The organism is Azospirillum sp. UENF 312511, from assembly GCF_058780635.1.
Window position 1 is genome coordinate 843,238 of sequence record NZ_JBSNCG010000003.1, and the last position, 14,440, is coordinate 857,677.

Sequence of the window (14,440 nt, forward strand, 5' to 3'; positions counted from 1 at the left end):
CCCGCATTGTGACCAGACATCCGGCCTCGGACGCTCTCCTCTCCGATGCTCCGCCCAGCGCCCCTGTGCCCAGCCCATCCCTGCCAAGGGCCGTCTCGATGGCGGAGGACGCCCGCACCGCCGCGCGGGACCTTTTCGAGGGGCTGTGCGGGCGGGACCCCGCCGCCGCCGCGGAGCTGGAGATGGTGCTGGTCTTCTGCTCCGCTCACTATGACCAGGCGGAGCTGGCGGCGGCGCTGGCCGAGTTGTTCGGGCCGGTGCCGGTGGTCGGCTGCACCACGGCGGGGGAGATCACGCCCTTCGGCTACGCCGCCGGGTCGCTGGTCGGGATCGGCTTCCCGCGCGCCGACTTCACCATCGCCACCCAGCGCATCGACGATCTCGACCGCTTCTCCATCGCCGAGGCGCCGCGCGTCCTGCGCAGCCTGATGGAGCAGCGCGACGTCGCATTGGCCGCCCGGACCGACGCCTTCCCCGACCATGGCAGTTTCGCCTTCCTGATGATCGACGGCATGTCGCGGGCGGAGGAGATGGTGGTCAGCGCGCTGCACAGCGTGCTGATGGACATCCCGCTGTTCGGCGGCTCCGCCGGGGACGAGCTGCGCTTCGAGCGCACCTTCGTCCTGCACGAGGGGCGGTTCCACACCAACGCGGCCGTGCTGATGCTGGTCACCACGGCGCGCCGCTTCGTGGTCTTCCGGACCGAGCATTTCGTGGCGTCCGACGCCAAGATGGTGGTGACCGGCGCCGACCCGCAGCGCCGCATCGTCACCGAGATCAACGCCGAGCCGGCGGGCCGCGAATACGCCCGCATGGTCGGGCTGGAGGGGGAGCCGCTGACTCCCCTGATCTTCGCCGCCTATCCCGTCGTCGTGCGGGTGGGGGGCGAGTACCATGTCCGCTCCATCCAGAAGGTCAACGACGACGAGAGCCTGACCTTCTACTGCGCCATCGACGAGGGGATCGTGCTGACCGTCGCCCGCGGCGTCGACCCGGTGGAGAATCTGGAGGAGATGATGCGCAAGTTGGCCGCGGAGGTCGGCGGGCCGCCGGACCTCGTGCTCGGCTGCGACTGCATCCTGCGCCGGCTGGAGCTGGAGCAGCGGCAGCTCAAGCACGTCATGTCGGCGGCGCTGGCGCGGCACAACGTCGTTGGCTTCTGCGCCTACGGCGAGCAGTACAACGCCATGCACGTCAACCAGACCTTCACCGGTGTCGCGATAGGTGCGCGATGACGCTCATCTTCGACTGGCGGGAACCGTCCCGTCCACCCGCCGATCCATCGCCCGCCCCCCTCCCGGTCACCGGCGAGGACAAGCGGCTGGAGGCGCTGGAGCGCGAGAACGCCAAGCTCCGCCGCATCAACCAGGTGCTGATGGACCGGGTCGAGCGGTCGATGGACGTGCAGGGGGGTGCCTTCTCCCTGTTCCAGACCGCCATCGTCCTGGAACAGAAGGTGCGCGAGCGCACGCTGGAGCTGGAGCGCGCCCTGCGCGAGCTGGAGGACAGCCACCGCGCGCTGGCCCGCGCCAAGGAGCTGGCCGACACCATGCGCAGCCGCCTGTCGGAGGCCATCGAGTCGGTCAACGAGGGCTTCGCCATCTTCGACGCCGACGACCGGCTGGTGCTGTGCAACAGCAAGTATCTGGCCCTGTGGCCGGAGATCCGCGACCGCATCCTGCCGGGCATCCGTTTCCAGGAGATCGCCGAGCTGGCGGCCTCCTCGCGCACCATCGCCGACGCCTACCCGCGGCCCGACCGCTGGCTGTCGGAGCGGCTGGCCCAGCACCGGGCGCTGAAGGGCCCCTACGTCTACCGGCTGGCCGACGGGCGCTGGGTCCAGGTGAACGAGCGGCGGACCCGCGACGGCGGGGTGGTCGGCGTCTACACCGACATCACCGACATCAAGGAGCATGAGACCCGCCGCCGCGAGCGCGAGCTGGCCGAGAAGTCGGCGCTCCTGCAGGCGACGCTGGACAACATCGCCCAGGGGGTCGGGGTGTACGACCGCGACCAGCGGCTGGTCGCCTGGAACGAGCGCTTCACCGGCCTGCTGCGCCTGCCCGCCAAGGTGGCGGAGCGCGGGGCGGGCTTCGCCGACTTCGTGCTGCACCACGCGGCACTCGGCGACCGCGGCCTGTCGCTGAAGGCGCTGATGATGCCGAGCTGCCTCGTCGAGCAGCCTTGGCTGGACGACACGGTGCTGGAGATCAGCCGCAACCCCATGCCGGGCGGCGGCTTCGTCCTGACCTTCACCGACATCACCGAGCGCAAGCGCGCCGAGCAGGCGCTGCGCGACAGCGAGGAGCGCATCCGGCTGGTCACCGACGCGGTGCCGGCGCTGATCGCTTACGTCGACGCCGAGCAGCGCTTCCGCTTCGTCAACAAGGCCTACGAGGGCTGGTTCAACCGCAAGCGCGAGGAGATCGAGGGGCAGCCCATGTGGGCGGCGCTGGGCGACCTCTATTACGAGGTGCGGCGCTCCTACGTGCTGCGGGCGCTGGCCGGCGAGGAGGTCACCTTCGACCTGGAGCTGCCCGGCGAGAACGGCGCCCCGCGCTACGCCGTCGCCACCTACATCCCGCATTTCGGCGAGCGGCGCGGCGGCGGCAAGCCGGAGGTGTTGGGTTATTTCGGCCTGATCCACGACATCACCGAGCGGCGCATGGCGGCGGAGGCGCTGGCAGACGCCAAGGACAGCCTGGAGCGCCGCGTCGTCGAGCGCACCGCCGAGCTGACCCGGCTCAACGGCCAGCTCCAGCAGGAGATCGCCGAGCGCATCGCCGCGGAGGAGGCGCTGCGGCTCGCCAAGGCGGAGGCGGAGCAGGCCAACCTGTCCAAGACGCGCTTCCTGGCGGCGGCCAGCCACGACCTGCTGCAACCGCTGAACGCCGCACGGCTGTTCGTCTCGGCGCTGGGCGACCTGGAGCAGCCGGAGCCGAACCGCGGGCTGGTCGACAACATCGACGTCGCCCTGGCCTCGGTGGAGGACCTGCTGTCGGCGCTGCTGGACATCTCCAAGCTGGACGCCGGGGCGGTGCGGCCGGAGATCGCCGATTTCCCGATCAAGAGCCTGTTCGGCGCGCTGGCCACCGAATACGCGGCGGTGGCGAAAGAGCGCGGGCTGGACCTCTGCGTCGTTCCCAGCCACGCCGTGGTGCGCAGCGACATCCGGCTGCTGCGCCGGATTTTGCAGAATTTCCTGTCCAACGCTCTGCGCTACACCCAGGCAAAGAGGGGGGCGCGGGGCGGCGCCGGGCGTGTGCTGGTCGGCTGCCGGCGGACCCGCGAGGGCCTGCGGATCGAGGTGTGGGACACCGGCCCCGGCGTGCCCGCCGACAAGCTGGACGAGATCTTCCAGGAGTTCCGCCGCCTCGACACGCCCTGCGCCAACGAGCGGGTGCGCGGTATGGGCCTCGGCCTCGCCATCGTGGAGCGGGTGGCGCGGATGCTCGACCATCCCATCACCGTGCGGTCGCAGCCGGGCCGGGGGTCGGTCTTCGCGGTGACCGTGCCCTTCGGGCGCTACGCCCGCCCGGTGCGCGCTCTGGAGGCGCCGGTGCAGACGGCCTCGAACCGGCTGGCCGGCACGCGGGTGCTGGTGATCGACAACGAGCCGGCGGTGCTGGCCGGGATGCGCGCGCTTCTGGAAGGCTGGGGGTGCAGCGTCGCCACGGCGGCGTCGGGCGACGAGGCGCTGGCCGGGCTGGGGGCGGTGGCGCCGGACGTGCTGTTCGCCGACTACCACCTGGACGACGGGGTGATTGGCTTCACCGAGATCGCGCGGGTGCGCGAGCGCTGCGGGGCGGACCTGCCGTCGGTCCTCATCACCGCCAACCGCACCGCCGAGGTGGTGGAGGAGGCGCAGGCCAAGGGCTGCCATGTGCTGAACAAGCCGGTGCGCCCGGCCCAGCTCCGCGCGGTGATGACGGGCCTGCTGGCGTAAGGGGACGCGATGGGCCTCCACCCCGGCCGTTCCCTGGGAAGCGGAAGCGAAGGGCCGGGGTGGCGGAAGACCCGGAGACTCAGCGCGTCAGGCGGATGATCGTCACCATCATGCCGATCGCGTACAGCTCGGCCAGCGGAACGATCCAGGACGGGTGGAAAATGATCGACAGCGGCATGATCAGCAGAAGGATCAGCGCCGGAAACACGAAGTAAGGCGAATTGCAGTAAGCCGGCAGGCCATGCACCCGGCCAGAGACCCGGCCAGAGACATCACGCGACTCTTCGCCAATCAAACGATTGGCATCACCAACAGTTTGGTCCACCATTCTCTAGCACCCACTGTATTTATGGTCTTTTTCTTCTCCATCTCTGGCGGACGGAGCGCCGTCCCTATAGCACAGTTTGCCGCGATGCAGGCACGACTTCGCGCCGTCTTGCCGGATGGCGAAAACGGCGCGGGAAGTCCTGATTTTTATTGTGGCCTTACGCCGCTTCGGTCAGCGCCAGATGCGGGCGGCGAACCATCGACTGGATGGTGAAGGGCGCGCGCACGCCGCCGCTGAACAGCTCGGCGCATTCCAGCGCCTTCAGCACCCGCTCCTCCGCCGGCAGACCGGCCGTGGAGGCGAGCGAGCCCAGCGCGTAGTCGGACCCGCAGCCGATGGCGTGGTAGCCGCGCACCGCCTCGCCCACCTGATAGTCGGACTGGATGGAGAAGAGGCGTCCCTCGTAGCCGACCATGAAGGTGCCGCCGGTCTCCACGTCGTTGGAGCGGTGGGCGTAGCCGCCGTCCTTCAGGCAACCGCGCACGGCGTCCACGAAATCGACGACCATGTAGCGGAAGACGTCGGCCTCGGGGTCGCGGTGCGGCGGCTCCAGCCGGTAATGCAGAAGCTGGCCCATGCGGAAGCTGCTGGTGAAGCCGATCAGCAGATCGGCGTTGCGGAACACCTTGGTGTCCGCGCGCACGGTGATGTCCAGGCCGTTCACGCCCGCGCTGTCACCGCCCATCCACACACGATCGCCGTCCACCAAGCCAACAATGCAGGTCATCGCCGTCCTCGTCCCTGAATCAATTTCGCCCGAAAGCAGGGACAGGGTGGGCTTTTATGGTTAACGAATTGTTGCGCAGCGGCGGTGCCGAAGGGGGTATTTCGCTTCGGCACCTCACTCCAAGCGCAAGCGCGACAACGGCTTAGCGGGCCAGCCCGATCGGTGGGAGGCTGGCCGCCAGCCTGCGGACGCGGCTCCCCCTGCCCCTACTCCCGGGGCGCCGCGTGCAGGCGCTTCTGCCCCTGGACGAAGCGGGCCAGCGTGTCGGACAGCACGCCGCGCGGGATCATCGCCTCGATCAGCTGGAAGCGCCCGCGCGTGGCGAAGGCCTTGTCCAGCGCCGCCTTCAGCTCCGCCCGCGTGCGCACGCGGACGCCGTCGCCGCCCATGCCCGCCGCCATCTCGGCGAAACGCCAGTCGTCCAGGTCGTTGAAGGCGGATTCGGGCTGGAAGGTGCGCAGCATCTCCCAGCTGGCGTTGTTGAACAGGATCACGATGGGGTCGATGCCAAGGCGTCGGCAGTTGCCAAGCTCCCACCCGGTCATCTGGAAGGCGCCGTCGCCGACCACCGTCAGGATGCGCTTGCCGCCCGACACGCACTGCGCCCCGATGCCTGCCGGCACGCCGAAGCCCATGCCCGCGTAATATCCCGGCGCCATCAGCCCGGCGTCGATCATGTCCATGGCGGTGAACAGGCAGTCGCCCATGTCCGCCGCGATCAGCAGCGGTTCCTGCCCGGCGCGGACACGGTCGTTGACGGCGCGGGCGATGTCCATCGGGGCGATCGGCTCGCCGTCCGCCTGAAGACCGGTCGGGTAGGCGTGGGGTTCCTTGCCGCGGGTCGTGCGGTCGGACGGCGGCAGCCGCTCCAGCAGGGCGTCCACCAGCCCGTCCAGCGGGATGTCGGCGTAGGTGTGATAGCCCAGCGTCACCGCCCGGTCGAAGGCGTGGATGGTCTTGCGCAGGTCGATCTTGCGCTGGGACACCGCGAAGTTGGTGTCGCTGAGGATCGCGCCGAGCAGGAACAGCCCGTCCGACTCCTCGACCAGCCGGGTGATCTCCGCGTCCCCCGCCACGCCGATGTAGGTGCCGAGCGGCGGGGTCGGCGCGTCGGCCAGCAGGCCGCGTCCCATGAAGGTGGTCACCACCGGCACGCCCAGCCGCTGCGCCAGCTCCGCCACCTTGGCCTCCAGCCCGTAGCGGCGGACCTCGACGCAGACCATCAGCACCGGCGACATGGCCGAGCGCATGGCCGCCAGCACCTCGTCCGCGCAGGCGGCCAGCGCGTCGCGGTCCACCGGCCAGGCGGGGTCGTCGCCCACCGGCTCGACCTCGGCGTTGACCATGTTGCGGGGGATTTCCAGATAGACCGGACGCGACAGGGCGCGGGCGGCCCCCAGCACGCGGGCGATCTCCGCCGGGGCCTTAGCCGGGTCGTCCAGCCGCGCCTGGGCGACGGTGATCTCCTTGAACACCTGGAACTGCGTGTCCAGCGTGCGGCCCTGGTGGTGCAGCAGCAGGCCGGCGTTGCCCTCCGTCGTGCCCGGCGCGCCGGAGATGACGACGACCGGCGACTTCTCGGCGTAGGCGCCGGCCACCGCGTTCACCATGTTGAAGGCGCCCGCCCCGTAGGTGACCGCCGCCACCCCCAGCGTCGAACTGTAGCGCGCCGCCGCGTCCGCCGCGAAGCCCACCGCCGGCTCGTGGCTCAGTGTGTGGAGCGGCAGGATTTGCGTCTCCTCCGCCACCTTGAAGAAGGGCAAGGCGAAATCGCCCGGAATCCCGAACATGGCCTGTGCGCCGCGATCCTTCAGCGCGCGCAGCAGGGCTTCGGCCAGCTTCATGGCCGCTCTCCCGTTCCAATAGGTTTCGCGGGCCGAAAACCCGCACAGGGGGACAGCATCGCCTCCGCCACCGCTCCGCGCAAGAATTGTTTCATTCGAAACAATCCATGTGCGCCGGAAATTGTGGAGGGGTGCGGGCGGCAATTAAAATCCCCTCTCCCGCCCCGGGAGAGGGGAGGGGCCCGCGCGCAGCGTGGGAAGGGTGAGGGTGCCGCCAAGGACTGGTGACTTGATCCTCGGACGACCCTCACCCGGCGCCTGCGGCGCCACCCTCTCCCGGGGCGGGAGAGGGGTTGTTCTCCGAACGCGATAGGCCCCGCGGCGCCTGATGGGCGTCTTTCGGACCGGCGCGCGGCGTGCTACGACTGCCGCCCTGTTCCCGACTTTCGAATGATGCCCGCATGTCCGTCGCCGTCCGCTTCGCCCCCAGCCCGACCGGTCTCCTCCACGTCGGCAATGTGCGCCTCGCGCTGGTCAACTGGCTGTTCGCGCGCAAGGCGGGCGGCAATTTCCTGCTACGCCTCGACGACACGGACGAGGAGCGCTCCAAGCCGGAATACGCGGAGGGGATCGAGCGGGACCTGACCTGGCTCGGTCTGACCTGGGACCGCTTCGCGCGGGAAAGCGACCGCTACGGCCGCTATGACGAGGAGGCGGCGGCGCTGAAGGCCAGCGGGCGGCTCTACCCCTGCTACGAGACGCCGGAGGAGCTGAACCTCAAGCGCGCCAGCCTCGTCTCGCAGGGCCGTCCGCCGATCTACGACCGCGCGGCGCTGCGCCTGAGCGACGCCGACCGCGCCCGCCTCGAATCGGAAGGACGCACGCCGCACTGGCGCTTCAAGCTGGAGCATACGCCGGTCGAATGGACCGACCTCGTGCGCGGCCCGGTGCATTTCGAAGGGTCGGCGCTCAGCGATCCCGTGCTGATCCGCGAGGATGGGCGCCCGCTCTACACGCTGACCAGCGTGGTGGACGACGCCGACCTCGCCATCACCCACGTCATCCGCGGCGAGGACCACGTCGCCAACACGGCGGTGCAAATCCAAATCTTCCAGGCGGTTGGCGGGGCCGTCCCGGTCTTCGCCCATCTGCCGCTGCTGACCGACGCGACGGGACAGGGCCTGTCCAAGCGGCTGGGCAGCCTGTCCGTGGCCAGCTTGCGCGAAGAGGAGGGGATCGAGCCGATGGCGCTGGCCAGCCTGCTCGCCAAGCTCGGCACCTCCGACGCCATCGAGCCGCGGCTGACGCTGGACGAGCTGGTGGCCGAGTTCGACATCGCCAAGGTGTCCCGCGCCACCCCGAAGTTCGACCCGGAGGAGCTGCTGCGGCTGAACGCCCGCATCCTCCATCTGCTGCCCTTCGAGCGGGTCGCCGGGGAGCTGGCCGCGCTCGGTCTGGATGATGCCGACGCCGCCTTCTGGGAGGCGGTGCGCCCCAACCTGTCGCGCGTCGCCGAGGTCCGCGACTGGTGGGCGGTGACCCACGCCCCGGTTGCCCCGGTGGCGGACGATCCCGCCTTCCTGGCCGAGGCGGCGGCCCTGCTGCCGGAGGAGCCGTGGGACCTCTCCACCTGGGGCACCTGGACGGGTGCCGTGAAGGCCAGGACGGGGCGGAAGGGCAAGGATTTGTTCCTCCCCCTGCGCCGCGCCCTCACCGGGCGGGACCATGGACCGGAATTGAAGAACCTGCTACCCCTGATCGGCCGAACCCGCGCGCAAAAGCGCCTCGCGGGAGAGACCGCGTAAGCTCTCGAAGACCCTCTCACAGGAGACATGGCGCCGTGCCGCTGGACCTCTACAACACGCTGACCCGCCGCAAGGAACGCTTCGAGCCGATGACTCCGGACCGGGTGGGCATGTATGTGTGTGGACCCACGGTCTACGACACCGCGCACATCGGCAACGCCCGCCCGGTGGTGGTGTTCGACCTGCTGTTCCGGCTGCTGCGGCGGCTGTACCCGGCGGTGACCTACGTCCGCAACATCACAGACGTCGACGACAAGATCATCGACCGCTCGCGCGACAGCGGGGAGCCGATCGAGGCGCTGACCAAGCGCACCGCCGACCTCTACCACGCCGACATGGACGCGCTGAACGCGCTGCGCCCGACCATCGAGCCGCGCGCCACGCACCACATCTCGCACATGGTCGCCCTGATCGGGCTGCTGATCGAGCGCGGCCACGCCTACGCCGCGGAAGGGCACGTGCTGTTTTCCGTGCCGTCAATGGCGGAGTACGGGCAGCTCTCCCGCCGCTCGCTGGACGAGATGATCGCCGGCGCCCGCGTCGAGGTCGCCCCCTACAAGCGCGATTCCTCCGACTTCGTGCTGTGGAAGCCGAGCGCCGCCGACCAGCCCGGCTGGGACAGCCCGTGGGGCCGCGGGCGCCCCGGCTGGCACATCGAATGCTCGGCCATGGCCAAGGAGCATCTGGGCGTCACCTTCGACATCCACGGCGGCGGGCTGGACCTGATCTTCCCGCACCATGAGAACGAGATCGCCCAAAGCCGCTGCGCACACGGCGGCGAGCCGCTGGCCCGCTACTGGGTCCACAACGGCTTCGTGACCGTCGAGGGCGAGAAGATGTCCAAGTCGCTGGGCAACTTCTTCACCGTGCATGATCTGCTGGACGAGTTCCCCGGCGAGGCCATCCGCCTGACGCTGCTGAGCGCCCACTACCGCCAGCCGCTGGACTTCACCCGCGAGGGGCTGAAACAGTCCAAGGCGACGCTCGACCGCTGGTACCAGGCGCTGCGCGGCGAGCCCGCCCCGGTGGACGCCGAACTGCCGTTCGACGTATTGGCCGCGCTGGAGGACGACCTCAACAGCCCGCTCGCCATCTCCCACCTGCACGAGCTGGCCTCAGCCGTGAACAAGGCGACGGGAGACGCCGGAAAGGCCGCCGCCAAGGGCGCGCTGCGCGCCGCCGGTGAGGCGCTGGGCCTGCTCCAGCAGGACCCGGAGACATGGTTCCGCTGGGCGCCGAAGGGGGCCGCCGCCCTGTCCGACGCCGACATCCAGCAGCGCATCGACGACCGCTTGGCCGCCCGCAAGGCCAAGAACTACGCGGAGGCCGACCGCATCCGCAAGGAGCTGGCCGACCTCGGCATCATTCTCGAGGACGGCCCGCAGGGCACGACCTGGAAGCGCGCCTGAACGCCGCGCCGGGGTTCATCGGATGAAGGGGGCCGCGCATGAAGCCGCGGCCTCCGCTCATCCAAAGGTCCAATGGACCGCGTCTTTCCCACGCAACGAAAAAGGCGCCTTCCGCCGTCGCGGAAGGCGCCTGAGTTCGGTTCCATATGCACCACCACGCGGGGGAGCCGGTCTGAACACGGATCAGACCGCCCGGAGGCCGTGCCGACTGGGAAAGTCCCAAAGTCGAATCCTGAATACCGCATTCCATGAAACAGCGCTATGCTTTTTTCGTCATATCGCCCGGATCGGACCGCAACGCCTCCACCTCGCCATCGGAGAACAGGCGCGAGCGGGTTAGAAAGCGCACGCCCTCCGGCGCTTCGAGCGAGAAGCTGGCGCCGCGGCCCGGCACCACGTCGATGATGAGCTGGGTGTGCGACCAGTATTCGAACTGCGCCGCCCCCATGTAGAAGGGACAGCCGCCGATCTCCCCCAGCCGCACGTCCTGCCCGCCGGGTCGGAACTCCCCGTCCATGAAGCACATCGGCGCGCTGCCGTCGCAGCAGCCGCCGGACTGGTGGAAGAACAGCGGCCCGTAGAGCCCGCGCAGCTTTTCGATCAGCGCCAGGGCCGCCGGTGTGGCGACGACTCGTTCGACCATGGGCGGACACTCCTGAATGAATGGCCCGTCGGATGAGAAAAAGGGCCGGAGGCCGAATGGCCGCCGGCCCAAAGGTCGTCAGGGAGGAGACAAAACGCTTAGAAGAAGCCCAGGGCCTTCGGGCTGTAGCTGACCAGCAGGTTCTTGGTCTGCTGGTAGTGGTCGAGCATCATCTTGTGGGTCTCACGGCCGATGCCCGACTGCTTGTAGCCGCCGAAGGCCGCGTGGGCCGGGTAGAGGTGGTAGCAATTGGTCCACACGCGGCCGGCCTGGATGGCCCGGCCCATGCGGAAGGCGCGGTTGCCGTCGCGGCTCCACACGCCGGCGCCCAGGCCGTAGAGCGTGTCGTTGGCGATGGCCAGCGCCTCTTCCTCGGTCTTGAAGGTGGTCACGGACACAACCGGCCCGAAGATCTCCTCCTGGAAGACGCGCATCTTGTTGTGGCCTTCGAAGACCGTCGGCTGGACGTAGTAGCCGCTCTCCAGCTCGCCACCGAGATGGGCGCGCTCGCCGCCAATCAGCACCTTGGCGCCCTCGGCCTTGCCGATGTCGATGTAGGAGAGGATCTTCTCGAGCTGGTCGATGGACGCCTGGGCGCCGATCATCGTCGCGGGGTCGAGCGGGCTGCCCTGCTTGACGGCGGCGACGCGGGCGACGGCCTTCTCCATGAACTTGTCGTAGATCTTCTCCTGCACCAGGACGCGCGACGGGCAGGTGCAGACCTCGCCCTGGTTCAGCGCGAACATGGCGAAGCCTTCCAGCGCCTTGTCCAGGAACTCGTCGTCGTCGGCCATCACGTCGTTGAAGAAGATGTTCGGCGACTTGCCGCCCAGCTCCAGCGTGACCGGGATGATGTTCTCCGCCGCGTACTGCATGATCAGGCGGCCGGTCGTCGTCTCGCCGGTGAAGGCGATCTTGGCGATGCGCGGGCTCTGGGCCAGCGGCTTGCCGGCCTCGATGCCGAAACCGTTGACGACGTTGAGGACGCCGTCGGGCAGCAGGTCGCCGATGATCTCCATCAGCACCATGATGGCCATCGGGGTCTGCTCGGCGGGCTTCAGCACGACGCAGTTGCCGGCGGCCAGCGCCGGGGCCAGCTTCCACACGGCCATCAGCAGCGGGAAGTTCCACGGGATGATCTGGCCGACGACGCCCAGCGGCTCATGGAAATGGTAGGCGTAGGTGGTGTGGTCGATTTCCGCGATGGTGCCTTCCTGGGCGCGGACGCAGCCGGCGAAGTAGCGGAAATGGTCGATGGCGAGCGGCAGGTCGGCGTGGGTCGTCTCGCGGATCGGCTTGCCGTTGTCCAGCGTCTCGGCCAGCGCCAGGACGTCCAGACGCTCCTCCATGCGGTCGGCGATCTTGTTCAGGATGCGCGCGCGCTCCGCCGGAGAGGTGCGGCCCCAGGCGTCCTTGGCCTTGTGGGCGGCGTCCAGCGCCTTCTCGATGTCTTCCGCGGTCGAGCGGGCGACCTCGCACAGCGTCTTGCCGGTGATCGGGGTCAGGTTGGTGAAATACTGTCCCTTCGTCGGCGCCACCCACTGGCCACCGATGAAGTTGTCGTAGCGCGGCCGGATGGCGACCTGCTTGCTGAGCGTTTCCAGGGCCTGATGGATCACGGCGGTTTCCTCCCGAAGCGGATTGCCCGAACTGAATGTCGTGGAATGACGTTTGGCGGGTTGTGCGCCCTGTGTCCGTTCGTCCGATGATCGGTATCCGTCACAGCGCCCCGCCGTTATCGCGGTTTCGGGGAAGGCCGGTAAATTCGACTTTGGTTGCAGACGCGGCCCGCCCCAGATTCGGGACCGACCGTTGGCCGACAGATGATACCTTGGGCGGAGACCCTTCCGTTTCCCGGCGAGACTTCAGGACATGACGACCGACATCCGGCTGCGCTTCCTCCACCCCTCCGGCGCCATCGGACCCGGCAAGGTGTCCCTGCTGGAGGAGATCGACCGCACCGGCTCGATCTCGGCGGCGGCGCGGGCGCTCGGCATGTCCTTCCGCCGCGCGTGGTTCCTGGTGGAAACCATGAACTCCGCCTTCCGCGAGCCGGTGGTGCGCACCAACGTCGGCGGGCGGGAGGGCGGCGGGACCGGCCTGACCGCCTTCGGGCAGGAGGTGATCACCCGCTATCGCCGCATGGAGGAGGAGGCCCGCCGCGCCGCGGCACCCCACCTCGCCTGGCTGGACGAGGCGCTGAAGCCGGAGGCGGCGCCCGAAAAGAGCGCGGACTCCGCTGATCCAAAGTCCAATGGCCCGGACTCCGGCGATCCGTAAAGTCTCCCTCGACGCCGCGACCTTCCGCCGCGGCGAAACGAAGGAGGCCCACGACCCATGCGCACCGCCGCCCGCACCGCCGCCCCTGTAGCCTTGGCCGCCCTGGTCCTTCTCGCCGCGGCGCCGCTCCCGGCCCTGGCCGACGGCGATCCGGCGAACGGCGAGAAGCTGTTCCGCCAGTGCAAGGCCTGCCACACGGTGGAGGCGGGCAAGAACCGCGTCGGCCCGACGCTGCACGGGCTGTTCGGGCGCAAGGCCGGCACCGTGGAAACCTACGCCAACTACTCCGAGGGGCTGAAGGCCTCCGGCATCGCGTGGGACGCCAAGACGCTCGACCCGTATCTCGCCAACCCGAAGGCGGTCATTGCCGACAGCCGCATGGCCTTCGCCGGGGTCGCGAAGCCGGAGGACCGGGCCGACCTGATCGCCTATCTGGAAGCCGCGACCAAGTGAGCGCCGGCGAAACGGAAGCTGGGCGGGGCGGGAACCGCGGCGGCGCTGGCCTGTTGCCCGGTTTCCCCCCGCAGCCGGAGAACGGCCATGGCCGACGACACCGCAGGACAAAAAGGCGCAGAGCCCAAGGACATTCACAAGACCGACATCGGGCGGCTGTGCGACGAGCAGAGCGGCGGCGGCGGGTCCAACCCGGACACGCGCTACCGTGGCATGCCGGGCGGCCATCCCGGCGGTTCCCGCGACGGCGACTGCGATCCGGTGGCGCGCGCCGACCCCGAGCAGGCGGAACCGGACAGCGCCGAATCCGGAAACAGGCCCGCGTCCCGCTAGGCCGATGGCGTAGCCTTTCCGGGGCCGCCCCGAATTGGTCGTAGCCGTTGACACGGTCCCCCGCTAAAACAGGGGCTCCCTCACCGGCACAACACGGGCTGCGACCGGCATGCTGAAGCGCCTTTACGACTGGACGATGGCCAAGGCGGCCTCGAAGAACGCCACCACCTGGCTGGCGGGGGTTTCCTTCGCGGAAAGCTCCTTCTTCCCGATCCCGCCGGACATCCTGATGGTGCCGATGGTGCTCGCCAACCGGCAGGCCGCGTGGCGGATCGCGACGATCTGCACGCTGGCCTCGGTGGTGGGCGGCGTCGCCGGCTACATGATCGGCTTCTTCCTGTACGAGGCCATCGGCAAGGCGGTCATCGACTTCTACCACCTGGAAGCCCAGTTCGAGACGCTGCGCCATACCTTCGTCGAATACGGCGCGGAGATTCTCATCATCAAGGGCATGACGCCCATCCCCTATAAGCTGCTGACCATCACCGCAGGTGTTGCAAAGCTGAACATCTGGGTGTTCATCGGCGCCTCGATCCTGTCGCGCGCCATCCGCTTCTATCTGGTCGCCGCCCTGCTCTACTGGTTCGGCGAGCCGGTGCGCGCCTTCATCGAGAAGCGGCTGACGCTGGTCACCACCGCCTTCGCCGTCGCGCTGATCGGCGGCTTCCTGGCGATCAAGCTGATCTGATCCACGGCAACCCAACCACAGCACCGCGACGCCGGGCCATCCTG

At 69.1% G+C, this 14,440-nt stretch carries 13 protein-coding genes; 8 read left to right on the forward strand and 5 right to left on the reverse strand.

Going from position 1 to position 14,440, the window contains the following annotated elements; translation table 11 throughout:
* The first annotated feature begins 98 nt into the window (after positions 1 to 98).
* Entirely contained in the window at positions 99 to 1,235 is a 1,137-nt protein-coding gene (gene nosP / locus ACWPN7_RS15315; protein WP_459196895.1) for a nitric oxide-sensing protein NosP, read from the forward strand.
* Positions 1,232 to 3,946, forward strand: coding sequence for a NahK/ErcS family hybrid sensor histidine kinase/response regulator (locus tag ACWPN7_RS15320; protein WP_456524842.1), 2,715 nt, complete (start codon positions 1,232 to 1,234; stop codon positions 3,944 to 3,946). The genes nosP and ACWPN7_RS15320 overlap by 4 nt, the downstream gene beginning before the upstream one ends.
* A 79-nt stretch (positions 3,947 to 4,025) precedes the next feature.
* Here ACWPN7_RS15320 and ACWPN7_RS15325 read toward each other — a convergent pair whose 3' ends face one another.
* From ACWPN7_RS15325 to ipdC, 3 genes are all read right to left on the reverse strand, one after another.
* Positions 4,026 to 4,274 (reverse strand): hypothetical protein, encoded by a 249-nt coding sequence (locus ACWPN7_RS15325; RefSeq protein ID WP_459196894.1) that lies wholly within the window; start codon positions 4,272 to 4,274, stop codon positions 4,026 to 4,028.
* 157 nt (positions 4,275 to 4,431) lie between these two features.
* Positions 4,432 to 5,001, reverse strand: a complete 570-nt coding sequence (locus ACWPN7_RS15330; RefSeq protein WP_038529345.1) for a hypothetical protein — start codon at positions 4,999 to 5,001, stop codon at positions 4,432 to 4,434.
* 206 nt (positions 5,002 to 5,207) lie between these two features.
* A complete protein-coding gene (ipdC, locus tag ACWPN7_RS15335; protein ID WP_149649681.1) occupies positions 5,208 to 6,845 on the reverse strand; it encodes an indolepyruvate/phenylpyruvate decarboxylase in 1,638 nt (545 codons plus the stop codon).
* Between the two features lie 401 nt (positions 6,846 to 7,246).
* Here ipdC and gltX point away from each other — a divergent pair, with 401 nt between their 5' ends.
* Together gltX and cysS are read left to right on the forward strand one after the other, a co-directional pair.
* Complete coding sequence (gltX, locus tag ACWPN7_RS15340; protein ID WP_459196893.1) at positions 7,247 to 8,590, forward strand: glutamate--tRNA ligase; 1,344 nt, start codon at positions 7,247 to 7,249, stop codon at positions 8,588 to 8,590.
* Positions 8,591 to 8,625: 35 nt separating this feature from the next.
* A complete protein-coding gene (cysS, locus tag ACWPN7_RS15345; RefSeq protein WP_038531290.1) occupies positions 8,626 to 9,999 on the forward strand; it encodes a cysteine--tRNA ligase in 1,374 nt (457 codons plus the stop codon).
* A gap of 259 nt (positions 10,000 to 10,258) precedes the next feature.
* Here the strand turns inward: cysS and ACWPN7_RS15350 are convergent, their stop codons facing one another.
* Both ACWPN7_RS15350 and adh read right to left on the reverse strand, forming a co-directional pair.
* The gene (locus tag ACWPN7_RS15350; RefSeq protein ID WP_038529350.1) at positions 10,259 to 10,642 is read right to left on the reverse strand and encodes a DUF779 domain-containing protein; all 384 of its coding nucleotides are present in this window, start codon (positions 10,640 to 10,642) and stop codon (positions 10,259 to 10,261) included.
* Positions 10,643 to 10,740: 98 nt separating this feature from the next.
* A complete protein-coding gene (gene adh / locus ACWPN7_RS15355) occupies positions 10,741 to 12,261 on the reverse strand; it encodes an aldehyde dehydrogenase (RefSeq protein ID WP_035679551.1) in 1,521 nt (506 codons plus the stop codon).
* A gap of 253 nt (positions 12,262 to 12,514) precedes the next feature.
* Here adh and ACWPN7_RS15360 point away from each other — a divergent pair, with 253 nt between their 5' ends.
* The 4 genes from ACWPN7_RS15360 (at position 12,515) to ACWPN7_RS15375 (ending at position 14,396) form a co-directional block, all read left to right on the forward strand.
* Positions 12,515 to 12,922, forward strand: coding sequence for a winged helix-turn-helix domain-containing protein (locus ACWPN7_RS15360; RefSeq protein WP_149649684.1), 408 nt, complete (start codon positions 12,515 to 12,517; stop codon positions 12,920 to 12,922).
* A 57-nt stretch (positions 12,923 to 12,979) separates the two neighbouring features.
* Positions 12,980 to 13,375 (forward strand): c-type cytochrome, encoded by a 396-nt coding sequence (locus ACWPN7_RS15365; protein WP_038529355.1) that lies wholly within the window; start codon positions 12,980 to 12,982, stop codon positions 13,373 to 13,375.
* Positions 13,376 to 13,462: 87 nt separating this feature from the next.
* Positions 13,463 to 13,708, forward strand: a complete 246-nt coding sequence (locus ACWPN7_RS15370) for a hypothetical protein (RefSeq protein WP_038529357.1) — start codon at positions 13,463 to 13,465, stop codon at positions 13,706 to 13,708.
* 109 nt (positions 13,709 to 13,817) lie between these two features.
* Positions 13,818 to 14,396: a YqaA family protein gene (locus ACWPN7_RS15375; protein WP_038529360.1), complete on the forward strand. Its 579-nt coding sequence runs from the start codon at positions 13,818 to 13,820 to the stop codon at positions 14,394 to 14,396.
* Positions 14,397 to 14,440: the final 44 nt, after the last annotated feature.

Bases quoted from the DNA above. Each gene is read 5' to 3' on its own strand.
- ACWPN7_RS15320 (WP_456524842.1), top strand. From the start codon at position 1,232: ATGACGCTCATCTTCGACTGGCGGGAACCGTCCCGTCCACCCGCCGAT.
- ACWPN7_RS15360 (WP_149649684.1), top strand. From the start codon at position 12,515: ATGACGACCGACATCCGGCTGCGCTTCCTCCACCCCTCCGGCGCCATC.
- nosP (WP_459196895.1), top strand. From the start codon at position 99: ATGGCGGAGGACGCCCGCACCGCCGCGCGGGACCTTTTCGAGGGGCTG.
- ACWPN7_RS15325 (WP_459196894.1), bottom strand. From the start codon at position 4,274: ATGGTGGACCAAACTGTTGGTGATGCCAATCGTTTGATTGGCGAAGAG.
- ACWPN7_RS15350 (WP_038529350.1), bottom strand. From the start codon at position 10,642: ATGGTCGAACGAGTCGTCGCCACACCGGCGGCCCTGGCGCTGATCGAA.
- ipdC (WP_149649681.1), bottom strand. From the start codon at position 6,845: ATGAAGCTGGCCGAAGCCCTGCTGCGCGCGCTGAAGGATCGCGGCGCA.
- ACWPN7_RS15375 (WP_038529360.1), top strand. From the start codon at position 13,818: ATGCTGAAGCGCCTTTACGACTGGACGATGGCCAAGGCGGCCTCGAAG.
- ACWPN7_RS15370 (WP_038529357.1), top strand. From the start codon at position 13,463: ATGGCCGACGACACCGCAGGACAAAAAGGCGCAGAGCCCAAGGACATT.
- gltX (WP_459196893.1), top strand. From the start codon at position 7,247: ATGTCCGTCGCCGTCCGCTTCGCCCCCAGCCCGACCGGTCTCCTCCAC.
- ACWPN7_RS15365 (WP_038529355.1), top strand. From the start codon at position 12,980: ATGCGCACCGCCGCCCGCACCGCCGCCCCTGTAGCCTTGGCCGCCCTG.
- ACWPN7_RS15330 (WP_038529345.1), bottom strand. From the start codon at position 5,001: ATGACCTGCATTGTTGGCTTGGTGGACGGCGATCGTGTGTGGATGGGC.